Origin of the sequence: Roseibium algicola, assembly GCF_001999245.1 — a bacterium.
GTDB lineage: Bacteria > Pseudomonadota > Alphaproteobacteria > Rhizobiales > Stappiaceae > Roseibium > Roseibium algicola.
In genome coordinates, this window is the sequence record NZ_CP019630.1 from 741,079 (window position 1) to 764,077 (window position 22,999).

Consider the following 22,999-nt stretch of genomic DNA (forward strand, 5'->3'; position numbering starts at 1 on the left):
ACCGGGTTCGCCCAAACCCTTGTGCGAGCCCGGTTTTTTTGTTCTGTCCGGCATATTTCCCGTTCTCGGAAATGGCCGAATTGAGATTCCACTCTTGAATGAAAATACGAGCTGACGTAAAAAGAACAAAAAAGGAACACTGGAGAAGATCGATGCGGCTCGCCGACACTGCTGTTGCGCATTCCTGCGCTGTTTCCTCCGCTGCCGCGTCGACGCCAGGCACGGAACAACTGACCTCCGTCACGCGCGGCGAGGTCCGCACCATGATGCTTTACCTGCGCAAGGCGCGGGAGCGGGCTATCGCGATCCGGGACAGGTCTCCTGGCGGCAGTTATCTGGAAAGCGTGCTCACACGCACGATCGACGGCATTTCGGTGGAGCTTTCACAACTCGACTATCTGCTGGCATCTCAGCCCGTTGATCCGTCGCGCAACTCTTCCACAAGACGGATGCGCCCTGCAATCTGACCGGGTGGCCTTTGAAGGTGCAAGTTGCTATGCAGCAGCAGATCCCCACCTTGCAGGATGCTGTCAAATGTCGGTTCACAAAGGACGTTGCCTGTGCGGCAACGCCACTTTCACCATCGAAGGCGACTTCGAGACCTTCTTTCTATGCCACTGCGGACATTGCCGGAAAGACACCGGATCCGCACATGCGGCCAATCTCTTTTCCTCAACGGCAAGCCTTGCCTGGACATCCGGTGAGGACAAGGTCAGGTCCTTCACGCTGGCTGGTACGCGCCACACGAAGGCCTTCTGCACCGAGTGTGGATCAGCCCTTCCCAATCTTCAGATGGACGGCAAGCTACTGGTTGTGCCGGCAGGAAGTCTGGACACGCCCGTCACCCTGAAACCGGCAGGTCATATCTTCACCGCCAGCCGCGCCGACTGGGACGACGGCCTGGAAACTGTCCCGAAATTCGAAGCCTTGCCTTCCTGAAACCCGGAACGCCGGATCGGCTTGCCTATTCCCGTCGCAAGGCGCCGAAGAACCCGAGGACCGTCCTGAGTTTTCCGGTTTCTTCGTCAATCCAGACGACATCAAGTCCTTCCGGCAGCACCGTTCCGTCCGCATTGACCATCTGCCACGCAAACCGTGCTGAACCGTGGTGGCTGTCGATACTGCTGGTCCGAAGGATCTTCGCACCGACCCTTTTGGCCAGAACGCCGGAGATGTGGTCAACCAGCGCAGCGATACCGGTCACATCGGTTTCCGGGTCCGTGTATCTGACGTCTTCCGCTACGGACCTGCCGAGCAGATCCTGCCGATAGGATGGGTCACGTTCAGACCAGGCTGCACAATAGATGTCGATGGTCTCTTCCAGCGTCATGTTTGCCTCCCTCGCAGTCTTCTGCGGAAGCATGCGCGAAAGTTAGCAATCTCGCCAGTCAGTGTGCTGCAAAGGCCGCGTCACGCGGCGGCTTCGTCACCCGGTGCCGTCTGCCAGCCAAGGTCGGTCAGCGTCACGATACGATTGCCGCGCAAGTCGGTGGCGCAGACAAGAAATCCGCGTTCTTCCATATGGCTCAACAGCCAGCGCGCCCTGCCGGGAGACCGTGTGCCGTAGGCGGTAGCAATTTCAATGTTGCCGGGGCATGGCGCCTTCGCGATCGCAGCCTTTGCCAGCAACAGGTACACACCACGCATGTCTTCCGGCAGTTCGGAGGCGATCAGTTCCGCCTGGGCCCAGGCTCCGTCGTCCATTTCGCCCTTTTCAACGCCTGCACGGGCAACGGAGAGCTTTTCTCGGAAAGTCTGCAGGTCCGGTGCGCCGCCCGCCAACTTGGAAATGCGGCAGCGGACCTGGAAGTCCTGATACAGCGTTGCAATCGGCTGGAACGCAGCCTCCTCGTCTTCCAGAATACCTGCAATGATTTCGGAAATTTTCTGCTCGCGTTCGCCGAAATCGAGCAGGCTCTCAGCCTGTGGCACGTCTTCAGCGCTAGCTCGTTCTGCACTGCTGAGCTGGTCGAGCACGTCGCCGGTCGAAACCACAGGCTCGACGAAACGCTGGCGGACCGGCTGAACTTCGTCCGCTCCCGGTGTGAAGATCAGATCCTTGGCGTCTTCCTTGGGCTGCTCCGGCAGTGGCAGCAGTTTGTGTGTTCCGCCCCGCCCCATGGTCTCCACCGGGCCGATCTTGACCGGAACGGGACGGCGCGACATGGCTGGTCCGAGAGCGATGAAGTGGCCCCTGTCGAGATTTCTGAAACTTTCGGCCTGGCGCCGCTCCATGCCGAGAAGGTCGGCAGCACGTGCCATGTCGATATCCAGGAACGTACGGCCCATCAGGAAGTTGGACGCTTCTGCGGCGACGTTCTTGGCAAGCTTGGCGAGACGCTGGGTGGCAATGACGCCAGCCAGTCCGCGTTTGCGGCCGCGGCACATCAGGTTGGTCATGGCTCCGAGGGAACGGCGCCGGGCCTCCTCGGTCACCTCGCCGGCGGCGGCAGGTGCAAAGAGCTGTGCTTCATCAACGATGACCAGCATCGGATACCAGAGATCGCGGTCCGCATCGAACAGGCCGTCGAGAAAGGTTGCAGCCGCTTTCATTTGCCGGTCTGCATCAAGACCTTCCAGATTGAGTACCACCGACACCCGGTGCTGGCGCACCCGTGCGGCGATCATCTGAAGATCCTTTTCGGTGCCGACCGCATCGACAACGACATGGCCGAACTTATCTGCCAGAGACACGAAGTCGCCTTCGGGATCGATTATGGCCTGCTGGACCCAGCTCGCGGACTGTTCAAGAAGCCGGCGCAGGAGATGCGACTTTCCCGAGCCGGAATTGCCCTGCACCAGAAGGCGCGTTGCCAGCAGTTCTTCCAGATCAAGACCGGCGCGTGCGCCGCCTGTCATTTCCCCGATATCGATTTGTACCGTCATGCGACCACTTTTCTTGCAGCCTCGGCAGCGCTGCGGCTTCTCCGTTTTCTGGATTTCGTGCAGTGCGGTAGTCAGCACGATTCCGTGCCACTTGCAAAGCCAGCCTGCCGGGAAAGCCGGGTTTTCCCAGAATTCCACCGAATAGCAACCTTTAAGTGACAGGCTGCCTCCAGAAGAGGCCGAAAATCCGGTTCGGGCCTGCGTTAAGCAATGTCGGCTTTGCCAGGTGCCACGCAGGACTTCTGTGCTAAGGTTGGTAGAACGGGAGCTTTTTCAGGGAAATCGCTGTGACAGTCAATGGATTGGCAGGCTCTTCGTGCCGGCTCGTTTTAATACAACTCAAAACGCTGCTTGCCGGCGCTGTGTTGTCGATCCTTGCGCTTGCGGTGCATCCCGCCAAAGCCGATATCGTCCGTATCGCCGTCGGTGAGTGGCCCCCTTATTTTTCCGAAAGTGACGAAGGATACGGAACCTACGCCAAGGTCGTCGCAAAGGCCTTCGAACTTGAAGGCCTTACGGTGGAGTACGGCTTCTTTCCCTGGAAACGTGCCTTGCTGGAAGCCCAGTCCGGCCGCTGGCAGGCCTCCGCAGGTTGGGGCAAAACCGCTGAGCGAGAACCTTTCTTTCATTTCTGCGATGCGGTTCTGGTTGAGCGCGAGCAATTCTTCTATTCGTCAGACCGACCTGTGAATGCGCAAAATGTGCAGGACCTCAGCGGATTGAGCCTTGGCGCACTTGACGGGGCAGCCCTTGGGGAGGACCTGGATAAACTGGTTACCGCCGATCAGATCACCGTCTATCGCCAAAGTTCCCTGGCAGACCTCTTCAAGATGCTTGATGTAGGGCGTGTCGATGTGGTCATGGGCAACGGAGAGGTGGCTGCCGATGCATTGGCTGACGCTTTTTCTCCCGAGGAGACCGCGCGTTTCAAATCGTTGGAAAACGTCAACGTCCTTTGGGACTACCGCGTAATCGTTTCCAGGAACATCGAAAGCGGTGAGGAACTGTGCACCCGGTTCAACCAAGGTTTGAGGAAGCTTCGAGACACCGGAGAATATGACCGCCTTTTGTGGCCGGAACGCGATGGCGAGGGTCAGTCCCAGGCCAGCCCGTCCTGAGGCCCGGGCAGCCGCGAGAAAGAAGCAGGCTCTGATTTGGCTCGCTCGATTGCTTGCAATGCCTGAAAGGCTTCACAACGAGTTCAAATCTGTCCCCTTCCAAATGGGGATATCCTGCCCCATGTGAACATAATAAGAATCATATTGGGATGGACCGGATGAAAATTCATGCAGACCTGACGCAGCCTGCAATCGTCGACAGCGCCACGCTCGACTGGGTGCCCTCACCAATGGCAGGTGTGGAGCGAAGGATGCTGGAGCGCGATGGTGAAGAGGTCGCGCGAGCCACCAGTCTGGTCAGATACGCTCCCGGCTCTGCCTTTTCCGCCCACAAGCATGACATGGGTGAAGAATTTCTGGTTCTGGACGGTGTGTTCTCGGATGAAAGCGGGGATTTTCCCAAAGGCATGTATGTGCGCAATCCTCCGGGCTCCAGCCATGTGCCTTCGAGCGAACCTGGCGCCGTCATCCTTGTGAAATTACGCCAGATGCAGCCTGACGATGATGCCTTTGTCCGGGTGAACACTCTGGACCCCAGCGGCTGGCAGGCCGGCAGACCCGGAGAGAGCATCCTGCCGCTGTTCATCCGGCCGGAAGAGGAAGTGGTGATGCTCGACTGGGAAAGAGGCGCCAGACTGGCTCCGCAGACCTTCCCGGGCGGAGCGGAGTATTTTGTCGTTGAAGGCAGTTTCGAAGACCAGAGCGGCCGTCACGATCAAGGCACCTGGATACGCCTGCCGGCGGGAACCCGGCAGGAAATCACGACAACCCAGGGCGCCCGCGTCTGGAGAAAGACGGGTCACCTGGCGTTCTGAGTTGCCCAGTGCTGGAGGGCTGTCCCCCTGGCAAGCTGGGTTTTGACGATCATCTTGTGCAACGGCAGGATCAACGCCAGATAGGCATGACCGGCCAGGTTATGCCGTTTGCAGCAGGTCGAGACATAGATCCGCGCGGCTCCTCCCCTTTTGCGGAACACGGAGACACGGAAATCCTGGTGCCAGTCGTTCTCGCCCAGAATGATCTCATCTTCTGAAACCGAATAGATCTTGAAGAAACCGATCCGGTCTCCCTCGCCCTTGCAGATGATGTTATCGGCGCCTTGTTCCTGTGCCAAAGCCTTCGTTGTCTTCATGCCGACGAGCCCTGCAAGCTTGTCGCGGAACGAGAGAAGCGCAGTCACCCAGCCGATTTCTGCCATCAGAATGCGTTCGGCAAGTACGCGCATATCTGCGGTCAACAGATCTTCCCGTCCGCGGATCGGGATCGAAAAGGTGTCGAGATAATCGTCGGCCGCCTTATAGGTATTGAGGAGACTTTCTTCCGGCAGTTTGTCGGTCATGGCCATGCCCTGGTTTCCTCCAGCAAATTCGACTTGCCAATCCTATACCTGCCGCCACCGGAAAAACCCCTTGCAGATTGCCGCAGCAAAAAGGCAGCGGAATCAGCCCGCTGCCTTTTTGGGAAAGCGATTGTGTGCCGACCTCGGCGTTCAGGCCCAGGCACCTGCGAAAGCGATTTCAGCCAGCGGTTTGCGGCTGCTTGGGGTTTCGCGTTCCTGCAAGGTTTCAGGCAGGTCCGCAGTGTCCCCCCGCCGGCCGATGGCAATGGCGATCTGCGGCAGGTAGCGCTCTGGCACACCGAGTTTTTCGTGGATCTCGTCTTTCAGGATCCCGGCCATGCCATGCGCATGAAAACCAAGCGCGGTTGCCTGCAGGGCTGCATGCGCCCATGCTGAACCGGCATCGAAGGTGTGCAAGCCGTTGGCTCTGTTCGGTTTGCCGTCCTTGCCGTCCACTTCGCTGTCGGAAAACAGATAGACAAGTGCGGAGGCGTGTTGCGCCCAGTCGCGGTTGAACGGGTTGAGAAGATCGACCAGGACCTGCCAGTCGGCATCGCCCCTGCGGGCATAGACGAAACGCCAAGGCTGGATGTTGAACGCAGACGGCGACCAGCGGGCGGCCTCCAGAATGGTTTTCAGATCCGCTTCCTCGATCGTCGACCGGTCAAAGGCACGCGGTGACCAACGGTCGACGAACAGGTTTTCAATCGGATGATCGGGTGTACGGGCAGTCATGAGCAGTGTCTCCAGTCTATCCCCGGCATATATCCATCGGACTGAACAGGAGATAGGTGTTTTTTATCTCGATATCAAGATACTTTACTCCAAGATTTTATGTTGTCGGTGCGACTTCCCGATCCAATCGGGGTCCTGCCCCGATGGATGGCGCGATCAGGATTGCCGACAAAACCACGGCTGCGGACAGCAACTCCCTCAAGCCAATCGCTTCGCCGAAGACCAGCCAGCCGACCAGGAACATGGTCGGCAGCTCGAAACTTCCCGCAGCTGCAGTGCGAACAGGCCCAACCTTCTGACAGGCGATCGTATAGAGAATCTGCGGAACAAGAGCCGTTCCAAGTCCCATGGCGACGATGAGGCCCCACTGGCCGGTGCTTGCCGGCAGAACTGAGCCCTGCCCTTCATTGATCGCGAGGGGCAACAAACCAATGACGGACCCGGAAAGTCCGCAAGCAGTCCGTTCCAGAGAATTCAACTCACCTGCCAGCCCGCTGAGGACAACAATCAGAAAGCCGAACGCGATGGGAGCAGGAATGGCCCATAAAAGTGCCTGCAGTGCCTCGGGGGATAGCGACGACGGATCGAGCAGCAGCCCGGCTGCCAGGATAACCAGACCTGCCGAGGCAAATGATCTCCAGGTCAACGCTTGCCTGAGCAGAACCCAGGCAAAGAGGGCCGCGAAAACCGGATAGGACATGTAGACGACACCGGCAGCGGCAACGGGTGCCACGCGGATCGCCTCCAGATGACCGATCAGGCTGAGCCCCAGCACCAGACCCGCCCCCGCCATCAACAGGGCGCCGCCTCGTTTGCGCTTCTCGAACGGCAGAAAGGGAAGCAGGAACAGGACGGAAAAGCCGTAACGATATAGCGCAATGGTGGCCGGGCCGGCGCCCAGGCCCTGAAGCTCCCGCACGAAGATCGGCACAAGCCCGAAACAGGCTGCGGAGGCTGCAATGACGAGTGTAGCCCCAGTCGTCCCAAGGCTGATGTGAGGAAAAGTGATGTTGCTCATGCCTTGTCGATACCGCGCAACGATAAGCAAACAAAATTCCTAGTTTTCATTCAGTTCATGAAATGCTTTCATACAAATATGATCCCTCGACTGGCCCTCCATCACCTGACCCTTCTTTCCGCGCTTGGCGAGACCGGCAGCATGACCGCGTCCGCCACGCGTCTCGGCGTGACACAGTCTGCAGCTTCACACAGGCTGCGGGAAGCAGAGCGCCGCCTGGGGGTGGTTCTGGCACGCCGCGCCGAGAACCGGATTGAACTGACGCCGGAGGGCGAACGTCTGCGGCATCTGGGCGAGACCTTTCTGGGCGAGTTGTTTCGTCTGGAGCAGGATCTTGAAGCCTCTGCAAGGGACGCCAGGATCCTCGTTCGTCTCGGCCAGGCAACCTACAGTCGCTATCACTGGTTTCCCGCGTTTCTGGAGTATCTGGACACGGCCGACCCGAAACTTTCGGTCGATCTGTCATCGCGAGCGACGGCGCATCCCCTGGCCTCGCTCCTCGACGGTTCCGTGGACGTTTCGCTGGTTTTCGGCCGCGAACCGGCACTTGCCTCGCTGCGCGCGGTGAAGCTGGGCACCGACCCGATTGTCGCGGTGCTGGCGCATAATCACCCGCTTGCCGCAGAGCCCGTCGTCAACAGCGAAAACATGGGCGATGAGCGTTTCTTCGTTTATCCGCTGACCGCAGAACCCGGATTTGACTGGACAACCCTGCTTGGCGCCCCCACCCAGCCGTTCCGGCGGCTGACCCCGATGCCGACACCGGAAGCCGTGATCGATCTGGTGCGCGCCAAGTTCGGCGTTGCCATATTCAGCAAGTGGGCCATCGAGCCGGAGCTGGCTGACGGAACACTGGTTTCCCGCCCGATTGCCGAAGGTGGCGTTTCGCTGGACTGGTGGTGTGTTCGCCGCGCCTCGGATCCGCTGGACAGTCCGGCGGCACGCCTCTCGTCTGCCTTGACCGCCTGGAGCCACCAGTCCGACAGGGCCTTGTCGACGCTTGCCTTCGGCGGAACGGGTCAAACTGCAGGGTCGGGATTGAAAAAAACCTAGGCGCGAAGCAGTAACCTTCGTAAGCTTTTCAAGGGGAGAAGGGGAAAAGCCGGTAATTTCCGGCGAACGGGGGAGACAGGCAGTGGCTTCACTCTCCGAAAAGGATCGCAAACGCGGGCTTGTTCTGGCCATGGGTACGCTTGGCGGCCTGGTGATGCTGGACGAGACAATCCTTGGCGTTTCACTCCCGGCAATCCGGTCCGAGATGGGGCTTTCGCCAACGCTTACCCACTGGATCATCAACGCCTACATGCTGACGTTCACCTGCTTCGCCGCTATCGGCGGCAAGGCGATCGACCTTTTCGGGTTACGCCCTGCCTTAATTGTCAACGCCAGTGTGTTTGCGCTCGCCAGTCTTCTGGCCGGGTTTTCAAACGGGCCTGAACTGCTGATCGGTATGCGCATCGTCCAGGGCCTTTGCGCAGCAGTGATGTTCCCGATGACGCTCGCAGCCGCGACCCTCACCTTCGACAAAGCAGAACGGGGCCGTGCAATCGGCATTCTGGCGGGGATGGCAACGATATTCCTGGCCGCGGGACCGCTGCTGGGCGGTGTCCTGACTGATTTTCTTTCCTGGCGCTGGGTCTTTTGGGTCAACATCCCCATTGTCGCTATTGGCACTGTGCTTGCCTGCCTGTTCTGGCAACCGCCGCAGCAAACGCCTGCCCGCCCGCTCATAGACCGGATAGGTCTGCTCCTGTTGCTTGTTGGCATGACGGGGATCATTTTCGGCCTGATGGAAGGTCCCGACTTTGGCTGGATGACGCCACTCATCCTGGGCAGCTTGCTGGCCGGAATTGCCGGGATCGTGTTTTTCGTAGCCTTTGAAGCCAGGCAACGGATGCCGCTGATCGACGTTCACCTGTTTCGACTGAAGGCGTTTCACGCCAGTGTTCTCGTGATCCTTCTGACACAGATGAACAAGATCGTCGTTGCGATCTTCGTGCCCCATTTCCTGCAGCTCGACATGAAACTCTCGGCGCTGGCGGCAGGTCTCGCAACTGTCGTCGCCGTTTTTCCGTTTCCCTTCCTGTCGGCACCCGCCGGCAAGTTGGGAGACAGGCACGGTTCGCGCAAGCCGGTTCTGGTAGCCCTCGCGGTTCTGGCTCTGGCCAACATTGCTATCGGCACACTCACCCTTGCGGAAAACTATCTGGCGCTAGCCCCGGCTCTTCTGGTCTGGGGAATTGCCCTTCCCTTTGCGATGATCCCGACCGGGCGGATCACCGCCAACGCGGTCCCTTCGGAAAAGCAGGGAGAGGTCAGTGGCCTGGTCATCACGGCGCGTCTGGTTGGAGGAACACTCGGTGTCACAATGGGCAGCGTGCTGCTGGCCATGGAGGCAGGGTTCGGCTCCATCTTCTGGGTGATGGGTGTACTGATCGCCCTGTGCTGCGTCTATGGCTTCAGGTCATTCGCCAATGATGCACCTGCTTACCGTTCAGCACCCGGGAGCTGAGTGCTCCCGAGTGCCGGATCAAGTGACCTGGCAGGTCACGCCATTTCCGGTTCCTTCTTCCAGGCAAATTGCTTGACCGGCTCATCCAGCTCAGTGTGAGCCAGCGCGTTGGTGAAGTTCGACAAGGTCTTGGCGGCGATGCCGACAAGAACTTCAAGCGCCTGCCGTTTGGAATAACCCGCAGCAAGAAATGCCTTCAACGCATCGTCACCGATATGTCCACGCTGCTCGACGAGGGATCGCGTATAGACGCGAAGCGCTTCCAGTTTCGGGTCGTTCAGGCGTCCTCCAACGCGCAAGGCGGCAATCGCGTCATCCGGCACCTTCACCATCTTCATCAGCATGGTGTGCCCAGCCATGCAGTAATGACATTCGTTGAGGTAGTTCACTGTCATCATCACGACCTGCTGCTCGGTCGGCGACAGATCCGTGGCTTGAGTGAAAAGCCGGAACGTTTCCAGATAGGCTTCATAGACGGAAGGGGCTTCGGCCATCACCTGGTGCAGTTTCGGATAGAAGCCGTAATCCTTCTTCGACCTCTCGAGCAGGTCCAGAGATCCTTGCGGTGCAGTTTCAGGGGTGTGGTACTCAAACATGCCTTATGCTCCTTCAAAGCTTGGGCTGAGGAAAAGAAACGAAGTGGTCTTCAGGGGCGCCGACGCGACTGGAGGGAACCGCACCATGCGTCCCGTCAGGCCGTGACAGCGCTTGAACTTGCTACGTTTTGATCACTTGTGTATAAAACTGGAACAAGCGTTTTGTCCACATGTGAACAAAACTATTCGCGTAACATGTTCGTGAGACGAGGGCGATGGCACGACCGTCCAAATTCGACAGGGAAGACGCGCTCGATGTGGTGATGAACCAGATCTGGCAGACAGGCTATCGCAACAATTCCGTCAAATCGCTTGCGGAGGTTCTCGGGATAACCCGATCGAGCTTCTACAACGCCTTCGGCTCCCAGGAGCAGCTGTTCAAGGAAGTGCTTGCCCGCTACACCCGGGTCTCGCCGGACAGGGTTCTGGCTCACGACAATTCCAACAAGCTGGTGCGTGGCGTAATCACTGAATTCTTTCAGGACATATGCCGCCTGCGGGCCCGCGACCCGGAATGGCGCGGCTGCATGGCTGTCAACGCAATTAGCGAACTCTGCAGCAGCCATCCCGAACTGGGGCCGGTGTTGGCAGAAGTTATCTTCGGAAGTCTGGAACGGTTGGAAAGACTGCTCAAGCTGGGTGTCGAAACCGGCGAACTACCGAAGGACTATGACATTCGCAGCAATGCACTTGCGGTTCAGACGCTGATGATCGGCATCAACACGCTGAGCAAGGTTGTCCATTCAGAGAGATCCTTGTGGCTTGCATGTGAGGCGACGCTGAAAGGTCTCGACCTTCTCGAAAAAGGCAGACAGGCGAGTGAATGCAAGATGGCGTGATCAGCCGAAATCGCCGCTGAACCGTTCACGCAGCACGTTTTTCTGGATCTTGCCCATGGTGTTCCGCGGCAAGGCCTCCAGAACGTGGACCTTCTTGGGCTGCTTGAACTTCGCCAGACGATCGTTCAAGGAGGCCTGAACGGCGTCCTGGCCCAGTTCGGCTCCCGGTTTCGGAGCCAGCACGGCGACCACCGCCTCTCCAAAATCGGGATGCGGCACGCCGATTACTGCGCTTTCGGCGACGCCCGGCAGTTCGTCCAGCAGCGCTTCAACCTCGGCCGGATAAACGTTGAAACCACCGCTGATGATCAGATCCTTGGACCTGCCGACGATGGAAACATAACCGTCTTCATCGACGCGCCCCATGTCGCCGGTTATGAAATAGCCGTCTGCCCGAAATTCCTGCGCCGTCTTTTCCGGCATTCGCCAGTATCCCAGAAAAACGTTGGGACCCTTGATCTCGATGATGCCGACCTCTCCGTCCGGCAGCTCTCGGCCGGTTCTGGCATCGACGACACGGAGCCCCACACCGGGCAGAGGAAATCCAACCGTTCCCGGCCGACGTGCACCGTCATAGGGATTGGAAGTGTTCATGTTGGTTTCGGTCATGCCGTAACGCTCCAGAATTGCGTGTCCGGTGCGCTCTCGAAACTCCTTGTGCACCTCTGCCGAGAGCGGGGCTGACCCTGAAATGAACAGGCGCATGTGGGCCGCCACATCCCGCGTGAACCTGTCCGATGCCAGCAGGCGCGTATAGAATGTCGGAACACCCATCATGGCTGTTGCTTTCGGCAGAGCGGCAAGAACCTGATCCAGGTCGAACTTCGGCAGGAACAACATGGAACCGCCTGCCATCATCAGACAGTTGGTGGCAACGAACAGCCCGTGAGTGTGGAAAATCGGCAGGGCGTGCAACAGCACATCGTCTTCTGTGAACTGCCAGTATTTCACCATGGTCTGCGAATTCGACGCCAGATTTCCATGCGTGAGCATCGCTCCCTTGGAACGTCCCGTGGTACCGGACGTATAGAGGATTGCCGCCAGATCGTCGTCTTCACGCGGTCGGTTGTCATAGTCCGTCGGCATCTGGTCTGCGAGTAGACTGAGGCTGCCCTCCCCGTTCTGATCGAGCGTGTGCAATCGCGCGCCGGCCTTTTGCGCCGTTCCGGCCAGCACGTCGGCCCTGGCCGGGTCGCAGACAAAGACAGCCGGTTCCGCATCACCAACGAAATAACCGATTTCGGTAGGGGTATAGGCAGTGTTCAGAGGCAGAAACACGCCACCGGCACGGATCGTGCCGAGATAGAGCATCAGGGTATCGGGCGTCTTTTCCACCTGGACAGCAACGCGGTCTCCCGCTTTGACACCCAGTTTCTGGAGGGCACCGGCATATTGCGCAGACCGCGCGAACATGTCCGCATAGGTAATCTTCCTGCCGTCCAGTGTTTCGAGAAAGACCTTGGACTGATCCGGTATGAAGGCGGTCAGGGCGTCAAAGAGATGGTTCATCATCGCAGTGTTCCGAAATGGCGGGCAATCAGGAAGGATGTATTTGATACCAGCGGTGCCCAATTTTAAAGCAAGTCTGCGAATTTTGGGCAAGTCCGGGGAAATGCGGCCTGCCACAATCAAGCTTTCATAAAACTTTCACGCCATGCTTTAGGGTGTGAGGCCATAAATGGTGCTGAAATGGTTTGAGACCGATTGGCCCTCCTCGGCATTGCGAATTTGCTTCGTCAAATTATCCGCACGTTCAGCTGAGAGGGGTTGGACCACGCAATCGCGCTCCGAACGACCGAGGGATACTTGATGCCGACAATCAGACCGCAGACCTTTGCAGAATTCGTCGCCGACGGTGCCGTTCATGTGATCGGCATCTGCCTGGGGCTGACCGCAACCATTGTTCTGGCAGCCACGCTCTGGAACGCGGGTGACCCTGCCCGGCAGGTCACTGTCATGATCTATGCTGCCTGCCTGATGGCGATGCTGATCTGTTCCGCGCTCTACAACATGCTGGCGAAAGACCACAAGACAGGGATCTTGAGGCGGCTCGACCACGCGGCCATCTTCCTGATGATCGCGGGCACGTATACCCCCCTGGCGGCAATGATCATTGGCGGATGGACGGGCGGCGTGCTGCTGGCTGTCGTGTGGACCGGTGCGCTGGCCGGGGCCATCGTCAAGCTGGCACATCTGACCGGGCTTGATCGCCTCACTGTCCCCATCTACCTCGCGCTAGGCTGGGTGGTCGTCTTTGCCGTCAATCCGCTGATCGAAAAAGCATCCGCATTCGGGTTCTACATGATCCTGGCGGGCGGGCTGCTATATACGGTTGGAACAGCCTTCTACGCCTGGAAACGCCTGCCATTCCAGAATGCGATCTGGCACGCCTTCGTACTGGCCGCCGCGGTCTGTCATTTCTCTGCCGTGTTCCACGACGTGGCCCTGATCAGGGCCGCCTGAAACCACTCGACAAAAAAGGCGGCACCGACAGGTACCGCCCTTTTCCATTTCCATCAGCGTGACTGCTTAGGCGTCCGCGTTGGGGTCCTTGCTGAGCACGACCACCTTTGTCTGCAGCGGCACGCGGCTGTACAGGTCGATCACGTCCTGCTGCCACATGCGGATACAGCCCGAAGACACACTCTTGCCGATGGAGTTCGGCTGGTTGGTGCCGTGGATGCGGTAAAGCGTGTCAGTGGCGCCCTGCCACAGATCCATGGCGCGCGCGCCGAGCGGGTTCTTCAGCCCGGGCGGGTAGCCCTTCTCCCAATAACGCTCCAGAGACGGCTTGCGGGCGATCATTTCGCGTGGAGGGCGCCAGATCGGATGAGGCCGCTTGACGCGGATCTTCGCCTCGCCCGACCAGGCGAACCCGGCCTTGCCCACACCGATGCCATAGCGCAGCGCCTTGCCGTTGCCGAGCGTCCAGTACAGGAAGTTGTTATAAGGATCGACGATGATGGTTCCGGGCCGCTCGCGGGTTTTGTACTCCACGATCTGCCGCCAGTACTTCTGGTCGAAATTCTTGTAGTTGATTGCCGGCCAGGTGTAATCGCCATCGGGCCATGCCGCATAGGCAGCCGCATAGTCGAACTGCTCGTCCGGCAGATCGGCCTGATCCGGCAGACCAACCAGCCCGGCGGACTGACATCCTGCAAGGCCGGCTGCCGTAAGCACCAGGCCGGCGGCCAGGAAACCACGCCTGTTCATCGCGCCACCTGCTGGCGAACTGTCAACATCGAGCGGCGAATTGGAACGCTTCATGAGACCTCCACAAATTCTGGCTCCTTCTTGAGACAGGTTTTCAACAGTTGCAAGTCACATTCGCCGAACTGCCTTACATTCTTCAGATGAATCCTTAGATTATTCCCAGCCGACCTTCTCCGGCCCACCCCACACTCAAGGTCCTTCCGTGCAGACAAACGTTTCAAAGTCGCCTTTTCCCGTCTTCGACGGTCACAACGACACACTCCTGAAACTTGAAATCGAGGCCATGAAAGGCACCGAGCGCAGTTTCTTTGACCGCTCGACCACAGGCCACATCGACATGGTGCGGGCGCAGGAAGCCGGATTTGCCGGCGGGCTTTTCGCCATGTTCGTACCGTCCAACCCGGAACAGGACTTCACCCGCCCCTTCAACCCGAAGGACCCTGCCAACTATCAGCCCGTACCGCAGAAGAGCGCGTTTGATTTCACAAAACGTATGCTGGAACGGGCCGAGCAGATCGAAGCCCAGTCGGAAGGCAATGTCGTCATTTGCAGAACGCCGGACGAGAACCGTACAGCGATCGAAACCGGCCAGATTGCCATAAGCCTTCACATTGAAGGTGCCGAAGCCATCGATACCAACCTCTATGCGCTGGAGGAACTCTACGGCCGCGGTCTGCGCTCACTTGGACTGGTGTGGAGCCGAGAGAATGATTTCGGATACGGTGTGCCGATGGCGCACCCGGCTTCACCGGATATCGGCCCCGGCCTGACCGGCGCGGGTCGAGATCTGGTTCGCGCCTGCAACCAGCTCGGGGTGCTGCTTGATGTGTCCCATCTGAACGAAAAGGGTTTCTGGGACCTGGCGCGCATCACAGAACGGCCGATCGTTGCCAGCCACTCCAATGTTCACAAGATTTGCGAAAGCAGCCGCAATCTGACGGATAAGCAACTTGATGCCATCAAGGAAAGCGGAGGGCTCGTCGGCATCAATTTCCATGTTGCCTTCCTGCGCAAGGACGGCGGTCATTCGCGTGACACGCCGCTTTCGGTCATTGCCGACCATGCAGCCTATCTGGTTGACCGCCTCGGCGAAGACAGCGTGGCTCTCGGCTCAGATTTCGACGGCTGTGTCCTGCCGCGCGACATCGGCGACGTTACCGGTCTGTCCCGTCTGATGGAAGAGCTCGACGGCCGTGGTTTCAATACACCGGTTCTGGAGAAGATCGCCTGGAAAAACTGGATCTCCGCACTGGAGAAAGCTGCCGGCTGAAGGGGCCTGTCTCGCCTTTGATCAAGATCACTCCGCCCGCCTCGCAAACTTGTTACCATGCGTAAACAGTTAGCGATTGCATTTGTGGACGGGCGGAGAAACAATGCATTTATTGTTATTTTTTGGCAGCCGTCTAAATATTAGATCCGGAATTCCACCTGAACTGCACGTTCAAGACCCACCCTCATCGGTGGCACAAGATGCAGGCAGGTTGCAGTATTCAGGCGGTTGTGCGTGGTTGGCACGTCCCATTGACCGTTCCTTCGCACCAGCGGATGGCCGGATGGAGAAAAAAACGCGAGATTGCAGACGGCGATATTTGTCGGCTGTGGTCTTTCTTTGCGTTGCCATTCAGACGCGATGCCAGTGGGGGGCAGCGACGTGAATGTATTACTTACCGCGGACAGACGTTCGCCGGTTCAAGCGGAAAACAGGGGCAAGCGCGCGCGCAAGTCCGATGCAGTCTATCAGGACCTCAAACGCCAGATCCTGACCGGGGAAATGACCTCGGAAAGCCCGATTACAGAACAATCCCTTGCCCAGGACTATGGCTGCTCGCAGAGCACAATCCGTGAAGCGCTCATGCTGCTTCAGGAATGCGGCCTCGTTGTTCGCCGCGGCTATCAAGGCACCTACGTCACAGATCCGAGCCCGCTAGAAGCCCGTCTGATGCTGAAACTGCGCATCGACATTGAATCGACCGGCGTCGTGGAAGCGGTCAAACATGTCACCAAGGACCAGGTGAACGAGCTCTATGACCTTGAAGACCAGTTCGAAGCCTGCCGCGACAAGCGGGACGTGTTCGGCTGTGCGGAAATCGACCGTGCCCTGCATCTGAAACTCTTCAGAATTGCCCGGATGCCGGTTCTGGATCCTATGCTGGTCAGGACCTTCATGATCCTGCAACGGGTCATGCTTTCGAGACCGCGTTCCGAACAGTCATGGACCAGGCCGAATGTGACCCCGCACCGGTCCGTCATCGAAGCGCTGGAAGCTCATGATGTCGACGCGACACTGACGGCTCTTCGAGCTCATATCCTGTCGAGCGCCGTTTTGCTGGCTCCACACTTTTACGGTACGGATATCGTGGAATTGCAGGACCAGTTCGACGCGTTGCCTGTTCAGGCAGCTGGTTTCAATTGGCGCTAGGGTAAGTTCAACCGACCTCCCCGCTCACACAGGCCGGGAGCCCACAGGCTGCGGGCGGCCGACCGCTTTAGATTGACCGCCCGCGCACCCGAGATGCTTTTTGAAGGTTCGCCCTCAGGCACTTTCCATCATTTGCTGCTGGGTCAGCATTGCGGCCCCGATCAGCTCCTTGGTGTAATCGCACTTAGGCGCCTCGAAGATCGCGTCGGCGGACCCCGCTTCCACAACCTTGCCACGTTGCATCACCATCACCGTGTCGGACAGCGCGCGCACGACGGCAAGGTCATGACTGATGAACAGATAGGTCAGGTCATGAGCCTTCTGCAGGTCACGCAGCAGTTCCACCACCTGCTTCTGGATTGTCCGATCGAGAGCCGAGGTCGGTTCGTCGAGCACGACCAGTTCCGGCTTCAGAACCATGGTGCGGGCAATCGCGATGCGCTGACGCTGTCCGCCCGAAAACTCGTGCGGATAGCGATTGCGCATGACCGGGTCGAGTGACACTTCCTCAAGTGCCTTGCAGGCGCGCTCATCCCGCTGGCGGGCGTTGAGTGAGGGTTCGTGCACCATCAACCCTTCGGAAATGATCTGGCCAACCGTCATACGTGGGGACAAAGACCCGAAAGGGTCCTGGAAGATAAGCTGCATGTCCTTGCGAAGCGCGCGCATTTCGGAACGGTTCTTGCCGGTGATCTGCTGTCCGTGGAACACCACCCGGCCACCGGCCGGCAACAGGTTCAGCACTGCACGACCGAGGGTGGACTTGCCAGAGCCACTTTCGCCGACGATGCCCAGTGTCTGGCCCTTGCGCAGCGAGAAACTGATGTCGTCAACCGCACGCAACACATGCTTGGGCTTCAGGAAACCGGAATCAAGCTCGAATTCCACTTCGACCTTCTGCGCTTCCAGCAGAACAGGCGCGCTGTCCGGCACCGGCAGCTTGTGACCTGTCGGCTCCGCATCCAGAAGCATCTTTGTGTAGGGATGCGCAGGCCGGGTGAAGATCTGCCCGGTCTCGCCGCTTTCCACCACTTCACCGGTCTTCATGACATAGACCCGGTCCGCGATACGGCGAACGATACCCAGATCATGGGTGATGAAGATCACCGCCATGCCGAGCCGCTTTTGCAGATCCGCCAGAAGGTCCAGGATCTGCGCCTGTGTGGTGACATCGAGCGCAGTGGTCGGCTCGTCGGCAATCAGCACGTCTGGATCGTTGGCAAGCGACATTGCGATCATCACACGCTGGCGCTGGCCGCCTGACATCTCGTACGGATAGGCGTTGATCTTGCGTTCCGGCTCGGGAATGTTGACGAGTTTCAGAAGCTCGAGGGCCTTTGCCTTGGCCGCTTTCCACGACAATCCGCCATGAACGACCATGGGCTCGGCCAGCTGCCGTCCGATGGTGTAAAGCGGGTCGAGCGAGGTCATCGGCTCCTGGAAGATCATGGTGATCTTGGCACCGCGGATCTTGTTGAGCTTGCCCACCGGCAAGCCGAGAATATTCCGGCCTTCGTAGATCACCTCGCCGCGTGTGCGCCCGTTGGACGCCAGCAGGCCCATAGCCGCCATCATGGTCTGGCTCTTGCCCGAGCCGCTTTCCCCGACGATCGCGACGGTTTCACCCGCCTGGACGTGAATGTCGACGCCCTGAACCGCATTGACGGTACCCGTCGCGGTTTCAAAGTCGACCTTCAGATCCTTGATTGAGAGGACCGTTTTCTTGGTTTCGCTGGTCATGGTCTTCTCCTCACCGGTCCTTCGGGTCCAGGGCATCGCGCAGGCCGTCGCCGATGAAGTTCAGCGCAAACAGGGTCGATGTCAGGAAGATGGACGGGAAAATCAGCATCCAGGGAGCCCCTTGCAGATTTCGCGCGCCTTCGGAAATCAACACGCCCCAGCTGGTCATCGGCTCCTGAATGCCGAGGCCAAGGAAGGACAGGAAACTTTCCAGCAGGATCACCTTCGGCACCAGAAGGGTCATGTAGACCACGACCGGTCCAAGCGTGTTCGGGATGATGTGCCGGCGCACGATACCGCCATCGGCCACACCGAGTGCTTCCGCCGCCTGCACATATTCCTGGCGTTTGATGGTCAGCGTCTGCCCGCGCACGATGCGCGCCATGTCGAGCCATTCCACGGCACCGACGGCGATGAACATCAGGATGAAGTTCCGGCCGAAGAACACGACGAGCATGATCACGAAGAAGATGAACGGCAGCGAATAGAGGATATCGACGACGCGCATCATCATCTGGTCGACCCGGCCACCGAGATATCCTGAAGTCGCCCCGTAGAGAACACCGATCGATATCGCAACGATGGTTGCCAGAAGACCGATGGTCAGCGACACGCGGCCGGCGATGAAGGTCCGGGTCATCATGTCACGACCATTGGCGTCGGTGCCGAAATAGAAATGCATGAAGTTGATGTCGGTCCTGACCGTTGCAGACTTGTTGTCCGCGGACATGTCGGTCAGCTCGGTATTCCTGAACAGGTCGCTGCGGTCAAAATACAGCACGGACCGGGGATCGATATCCCGGCTGGAGGTGACCTTGGCGACAATCGTGTCGCCTTCGCGCTCAAACGCATCCACGGTCAGACGCGCCCGTTTGGCGGAAGACATGAAACCGGGCTCGACCTGCTCAGGCTTCGGATAGGCTTCCAGGCTGGCCGGCACCTTCACGTAGTCACGATAGACGGTGTCGTAGTGATGGGGAGAAAGGATCGGACCAAGGATCGAGATCAGGCCGATTGTCAGCAGCACGATGATGGAGGCGACCGCCGCACGGTTGGCGAGCAACCGGTCGCGCGCGTCGTCCCACAGGGAACGCCCTTTCGCAGGCGCCCCGGTGGATGATGTTGCAGTGAGGGTCACAGTCGTCTCCTCCTCAGTCGTAGCGCACACGCGGATCGAGCAGCGCATAAAGCAGATCCACGACGAGGTTGAACAGGATAACAAAGCAGGCAACGACAACAACCGTCCCCATGACCAGGGTGTAGTCACGGTTGAGAGCGCCCTGCACGAAGTAGCGGCCGATGCCCGGAATACCGAAGATGGTTTCGATCACGACGGAGCCGGTGAGCAGTGCTGCCGCAGCCGGGCCGAGATAGGAAACGACCGGCAGGATCGCCCCTCTGAGCGCATGCACCACCACGATCATGTAGGAGGTCAGCCCATAGGCCCTTGCAGTGCGAACATGGTTGGACCTGAGCGCCTCGATCATCGAGCCGCGCGTCAGACGTGCCACGACTGCGATCTGAGGCAGCGCGAGTGTCACGACCGGCAGCACCCGGTTGACGAAAGCCCCACCATTCCAGCCCCCCACGGGCAACCAGCCGAGCCACACCCCGAGGATCAGGGTCAGGATCGGCGCAACGACGAAGTTGGGGATCGTGACGCCGAGCGTTGCCGCAGCCATGATCGAATAGTCTGCCGGTTTGTTCTGGCGCAGCGCCGCCGCCACGCCCAGGAACCCGCCGACCACCAGGGCCAGGCAGAGCGCGGACAAGCCCAGCTGGATGGAGATGGGAAGACTTTCCGCAAACAGTTCATTGATCGAGAAGTCGCGGAAGTAGAAACTCGGACCGAAATCCAGACGGGCCACGCTCTGCAGGTACAGCAGGTACTGGTTCCACAGGGGCTCGTTGAGATGGTAGATCTTGTTCAGGTTTTCCATCACCTTTGCTTCCAGGGGACGTTCCAGATCGAACGGTCCACCCGGCGCGATGCGGATGAGGAAAAAGGAAATCGTGACAATCAGAAAAAGCGTCGGGATTGCGCCGAGCAATCGTCCGAGGACATATCGGAGCATAGGCTTTGCCTCTGTTTGTTAAACGGCGGTCTTTCGGTCAATCTTGATTGATTGATGCCGCCTTGCAAGAACCGGCAGGGAAGCCCTGCCGGTCTCGATGTTGTCAGGTTATTCGGAGATGCTCATCCAGCGGGACGGATGGATGTTGAGGAGGTTGTCCTCAAATCCTGCCATCTTGTCGGAGACCAGGTTCATGGAACCGTAGTACATCATCGGAATGAACGGCAGGTCCCGCATGAAGAGCTCTTCAGCCTTCTTCAGGATGTCCGCACGCTTCTCCAGATCCACCGTGACGGCCGCTTCGTCCATGAGTGCATCATACTCAGGATTGTTGTAGCGGGCGTAGTTGAAGCCGTCGTTGTCGCTCTCGACCATGAACAGGAAGTTCTGCGGGTCGGAGTAGTCGCCGATCCAGCCGGCGCGGGCGACGTCGAAGTCCTGACGGTCACGCAGCATGGCGTAATGCGTCTTGGTGTCGGTGTTGATCAGCTTGACGTTGACGCCGAGAGGTTTCCACATGTCGGCAATCGCGACTGCCGTGTTCTTGTGGTTTTCGGACGTGTTGTAGTTGATCGTCAGTTCGACAGGATTGTCCGGGCCGAAACCGGCATTGGTCAGAAGTTCGATCGCTTTTTCTTCGCGGTCGATCTGGGACATGTCCTTGTAGTCGGCATAGGCCGGTTCACCGTAGTTGCCGATGCCCGGCGGCACGAAGGAATAGCCGGCAACCATGGTGGAGCCCCAGATTTCGTCGGCCAGGAACTCACGGTCAATCGCCATGGACAGAGCCTGACGGACGTCCGGGTTCTTCAGGACTTCGTCTTCGTGATTAAGCGCGTAATAGTAGGTGCCCAGATACGGCGCCACGTGGAACTGGTCGCCCAGGTTCTCACGCATGAAGGCGACCTGCTCGGTCGGCGCATCGTTGTTGGTGTGCAGCTCACCGGCCTGGAACCGGCGCAGAGCCGCGCCACGGTCTTCGGTCGGATAGAAGAAGACAGTGTCGATCTTCACCTGATCTGCGTCATGGAAATGCGGGTTCTTGACCGCTTTCACATGTGCGTTCGGCACGAATTCTGCGAGGGTGAAGGCACCGTTGGTGACGATGTTTTCTGCTTTCACGAAATCGGAGCCGAATTTTTCAACGGAAGCCGGATGGACCGGAAGGCCGGTCTGGTGGCCCAGAAGGTCAATGAAATAAGGCGTCGGGGACTCCAGAGCGATCTCGAGCGTATGATCGTCAAGCGCCTTCACGCCGAGTTCTTCCGGCTTGGCTTCGCCCTTGTTGACCTTTTCGGCGTTCAGGATCGGATACAGAACGTTGGCGTATTTCGCCCCTGTTTCCGGGTTCATGATGCGCTGAAGCGAAAAGACGAAATCGCCGGCAACAACCGGATCCCCATTGGACCACTTGGCATCATCGCGCAGCATGAAGGTATAGGTCTTGCCGTCGTCGGAAACCTTCCACTCCGAAGCCACGCCCGGAATGATCTGGCCATCGGCGCCATAGGCAACCAGGCCCTCGTAAAGATCACGCAGGATATGCGCTTCATAGGTTGTGGAGGTCTTGTGCTGATCCAGGGTTTCCGGGTCGGCAGTGTTGCCGCGGTGGTAGACCACCTCTGCAACCGCAGTAATAGATGTAGCAGCCATCAAGGCAGCCGCAAGCGCTGTCACACGCATGGACTTGAACATATCGCTCTCCCCTCTTGGGTTATAGTTGAAGCAAATGGAACGATGGGTCACAAGATTCCACGCTCTTTGCGAGCAATCAAGCATCCCCCAACGGCACATTTCGACCTTAGTCGCAAAAAGGCGATGTTTTTGCTTGTTTTTAAACGAAACCGGAAAATTTTTCCGTTGTTTTACTCGGCGGTCAAATAATTTGACCTCAACACGCGCAATTATGTTTCAATCCTAGCGGCAAAATCGATATTTTCCACTATGAGCCAGATACATGCCCGTATCAGGGTTGAAAGACTTGAATTTCCGCGCGCAATAGGCCGTCCACTGAGGGGTAAAAGGAGCCAGTCCAGTCTTGGTATAGGGGACACGCTGCGGTTGTCCACGATAGCGCGGCGGGTTCACATAGACCCGCGACCGGTAAGGATAGGCCCGCATGTCGTAAGGGTGGTAATAGTAAGGTGCGCCATAGGGACGGTAAGGCGGGCCGTAAAGACCATAAGGTGCGTAGAAGGCACCGCCGCGATAGCCACGATTGCCGAAACCGAAGCCGATACCGACACCATTGAAATAGATCCCGTCGGCACGTGCGGGCGATGTGCCAGTCAAGCCGGCGACTGCCCCGGCCAGACACATGGCGACAGCGGCAAGACAGATCCGAAACCGCTTGCGGGCAAGAGAGCCCCTTTCGCGTTTCGCCAGGTTCAGGTCAGACATGATGCTCTCTCCTGTCGGCGCACGCCCCGCGCCTGTTGGTCGCCCCTGTCCACACGCTGCCCAGAATAACGCATTCGGGCACCAAAATCTCTCCGATCCCGATCAAAAA

Annotated in this window: 23 protein-coding genes; 10 read left to right on the forward strand and 13 right to left on the reverse strand. The window is 58.6% G+C overall.

What is annotated here, in order from left to right; all coding sequences use genetic code 11:
• The first annotated feature begins 152 nt into the window (after positions 1–152).
• Together B0E33_RS03545 and B0E33_RS03550 are read left to right on the forward strand one after the other, a co-directional pair.
• The gene (locus B0E33_RS03545; RefSeq protein WP_077290445.1) at positions 153–467 is read left to right on the forward strand and encodes a hypothetical protein; all 315 of its coding nucleotides are present in this window, start codon (positions 153–155) and stop codon (positions 465–467) included.
• Between the two features lie 67 nt (positions 468–534).
• Positions 535–939 carry a GFA family protein gene (locus B0E33_RS03550; protein WP_077290446.1) on the forward strand — a complete coding sequence of 135 codons (405 nt, stop codon included), beginning with the start codon at positions 535–537 and terminating at the stop codon, positions 937–939.
• A gap of 25 nt (positions 940–964) precedes the next feature.
• Here the strand turns inward: B0E33_RS03550 and B0E33_RS03555 are convergent, their stop codons facing one another.
• Together B0E33_RS03555 and B0E33_RS03560 are read right to left on the reverse strand one after the other, a co-directional pair.
• Positions 965–1,330, reverse strand: coding sequence for a nuclear transport factor 2 family protein (locus B0E33_RS03555; protein WP_077293130.1), 366 nt, complete (start codon positions 1,328–1,330; stop codon positions 965–967).
• An 80-nt stretch (positions 1,331–1,410) separates the two neighbouring features.
• Positions 1,411–2,886 (reverse strand): helicase HerA domain-containing protein, encoded by a 1,476-nt coding sequence (locus B0E33_RS03560; RefSeq protein ID WP_031268989.1) that lies wholly within the window; start codon positions 2,884–2,886, stop codon positions 1,411–1,413.
• Between the two features lie 365 nt (positions 2,887–3,251).
• Here B0E33_RS03560 and B0E33_RS03565 point away from each other — a divergent pair, with 365 nt between their 5' ends.
• A complete protein-coding gene (locus B0E33_RS03565; RefSeq protein WP_023000068.1) occupies positions 3,252–4,004 on the forward strand; it encodes a substrate-binding periplasmic protein in 753 nt (250 codons plus the stop codon).
• A gap of 158 nt (positions 4,005–4,162) precedes the next feature.
• A complete protein-coding gene (locus B0E33_RS03570; RefSeq protein ID WP_055659505.1) occupies positions 4,163–4,819 on the forward strand; it encodes a cupin domain-containing protein in 657 nt (218 codons plus the stop codon).
• Here B0E33_RS03570 and B0E33_RS03575 read toward each other — a convergent pair.
• The 3 genes from B0E33_RS03575 to B0E33_RS03585 form a co-directional block, all read right to left on the reverse strand.
• Entirely contained in the window at positions 4,804–5,343 is a 540-nt protein-coding gene (locus B0E33_RS03575; RefSeq protein WP_208997754.1) for a DUF2867 domain-containing protein, read from the reverse strand. The two genes, B0E33_RS03570 and B0E33_RS03575, sit on opposite strands and share 16 nt — an antisense overlap.
• A gap of 150 nt (positions 5,344–5,493) precedes the next feature.
• Complete coding sequence (locus tag B0E33_RS03580) at positions 5,494–6,078, reverse strand: nitroreductase family protein (protein ID WP_023000065.1); 585 nt, start codon at positions 6,076–6,078, stop codon at positions 5,494–5,496.
• A 97-nt stretch (positions 6,079–6,175) separates the two neighbouring features.
• Positions 6,176–7,096 carry a DMT family transporter gene (locus B0E33_RS03585; protein WP_156912337.1) on the reverse strand — a complete coding sequence of 307 codons (921 nt, stop codon included), beginning with the start codon at positions 7,094–7,096 and terminating at the stop codon, positions 6,176–6,178.
• A 78-nt stretch (positions 7,097–7,174) separates the two neighbouring features.
• Between B0E33_RS03585 and B0E33_RS03590 the strand changes: the two genes are divergently transcribed.
• On the forward strand, positions 7,175–8,149 hold the full coding sequence (locus tag B0E33_RS03590) for a LysR family transcriptional regulator (RefSeq protein ID WP_167579486.1): 975 nt from the start codon (positions 7,175–7,177) through the stop codon (positions 8,147–8,149).
• A gap of 82 nt (positions 8,150–8,231) precedes the next feature.
• The gene (locus B0E33_RS03595) at positions 8,232–9,608 is read left to right on the forward strand and encodes an MFS transporter (protein WP_077290451.1); all 1,377 of its coding nucleotides are present in this window, start codon (positions 8,232–8,234) and stop codon (positions 9,606–9,608) included.
• Positions 9,609–9,643: 35 nt separating this feature from the next.
• On the opposite strand, the gene B0E33_RS03600 is transcribed toward B0E33_RS03595, so the two are convergent.
• Positions 9,644–10,204 carry a carboxymuconolactone decarboxylase family protein gene (locus B0E33_RS03600; RefSeq protein WP_077290452.1) on the reverse strand — a complete coding sequence of 187 codons (561 nt, stop codon included), beginning with the start codon at positions 10,202–10,204 and terminating at the stop codon, positions 9,644–9,646.
• Between the two features lie 215 nt (positions 10,205–10,419).
• On the opposite strand from B0E33_RS03600, the gene B0E33_RS03605 reads away from it, so the two are divergent.
• A complete protein-coding gene (locus tag B0E33_RS03605) occupies positions 10,420–11,043 on the forward strand; it encodes a TetR/AcrR family transcriptional regulator (protein WP_077290453.1) in 624 nt (207 codons plus the stop codon).
• On the opposite strand, the gene B0E33_RS03610 is transcribed toward B0E33_RS03605, so the two are convergent.
• Entirely contained in the window at positions 11,044–12,555 is a 1,512-nt protein-coding gene (locus tag B0E33_RS03610) for a malonate--CoA ligase (protein ID WP_077290454.1), read from the reverse strand. It abuts the gene before it with no gap.
• A 297-nt stretch (positions 12,556–12,852) separates the two neighbouring features.
• On the opposite strand from B0E33_RS03610, the gene trhA reads away from it, so the two are divergent.
• Positions 12,853–13,506, forward strand: a complete 654-nt coding sequence (gene trhA / locus B0E33_RS03615) for a PAQR family membrane homeostasis protein TrhA (RefSeq protein WP_023000058.1) — start codon at positions 12,853–12,855, stop codon at positions 13,504–13,506.
• Between the two features lie 66 nt (positions 13,507–13,572).
• On the opposite strand, the gene B0E33_RS03620 is transcribed toward trhA, so the two are convergent.
• The gene (locus B0E33_RS03620) at positions 13,573–14,310 is read right to left on the reverse strand and encodes a L,D-transpeptidase (RefSeq protein WP_023000057.1); all 738 of its coding nucleotides are present in this window, start codon (positions 14,308–14,310) and stop codon (positions 13,573–13,575) included.
• A gap of 229 nt (positions 14,311–14,539) precedes the next feature.
• Here B0E33_RS03620 and B0E33_RS03625 point away from each other — a divergent pair, with 229 nt between their 5' ends.
• Positions 14,540–15,526: a dipeptidase gene (locus B0E33_RS03625; RefSeq protein ID WP_265733568.1), complete on the forward strand. Its 987-nt coding sequence runs from the start codon at positions 14,540–14,542 to the stop codon at positions 15,524–15,526.
• Positions 15,527–15,907: 381 nt separating this feature from the next.
• Entirely contained in the window at positions 15,908–16,675 is a 768-nt protein-coding gene (locus B0E33_RS03630) for a GntR family transcriptional regulator (protein ID WP_161633233.1), read from the forward strand.
• 114 nt (positions 16,676–16,789) lie between these two features.
• Here the strand turns inward: B0E33_RS03630 and B0E33_RS03635 are convergent, their stop codons facing one another.
• The 5 genes from B0E33_RS03635 to B0E33_RS03655 form a co-directional block, all read right to left on the reverse strand.
• A complete protein-coding gene (locus B0E33_RS03635) occupies positions 16,790–18,415 on the reverse strand; it encodes an ABC transporter ATP-binding protein (RefSeq protein ID WP_035908324.1) in 1,626 nt (541 codons plus the stop codon).
• Positions 18,416–18,425: 10 nt separating this feature from the next.
• Entirely contained in the window at positions 18,426–19,553 is a 1,128-nt protein-coding gene (locus B0E33_RS03640) for an ABC transporter permease subunit (RefSeq protein WP_156912338.1), read from the reverse strand.
• 13 nt (positions 19,554–19,566) lie between these two features.
• Positions 19,567–20,490: an oligopeptide ABC transporter permease OppB gene (gene oppB, locus B0E33_RS03645; RefSeq protein ID WP_031268981.1), complete on the reverse strand. Its 924-nt coding sequence runs from the start codon at positions 20,488–20,490 to the stop codon at positions 19,567–19,569.
• A gap of 108 nt (positions 20,491–20,598) precedes the next feature.
• Entirely contained in the window at positions 20,599–22,185 is a 1,587-nt protein-coding gene (locus tag B0E33_RS03650; RefSeq protein WP_062489583.1) for a peptide ABC transporter substrate-binding protein, read from the reverse strand.
• Between the two features lie 222 nt (positions 22,186–22,407).
• Complete coding sequence (locus tag B0E33_RS03655; RefSeq protein ID WP_055658545.1) at positions 22,408–22,890, reverse strand: BA14K family protein; 483 nt, start codon at positions 22,888–22,890, stop codon at positions 22,408–22,410.
• Between the last annotated feature and the right edge of the window lie 109 nt (positions 22,891–22,999).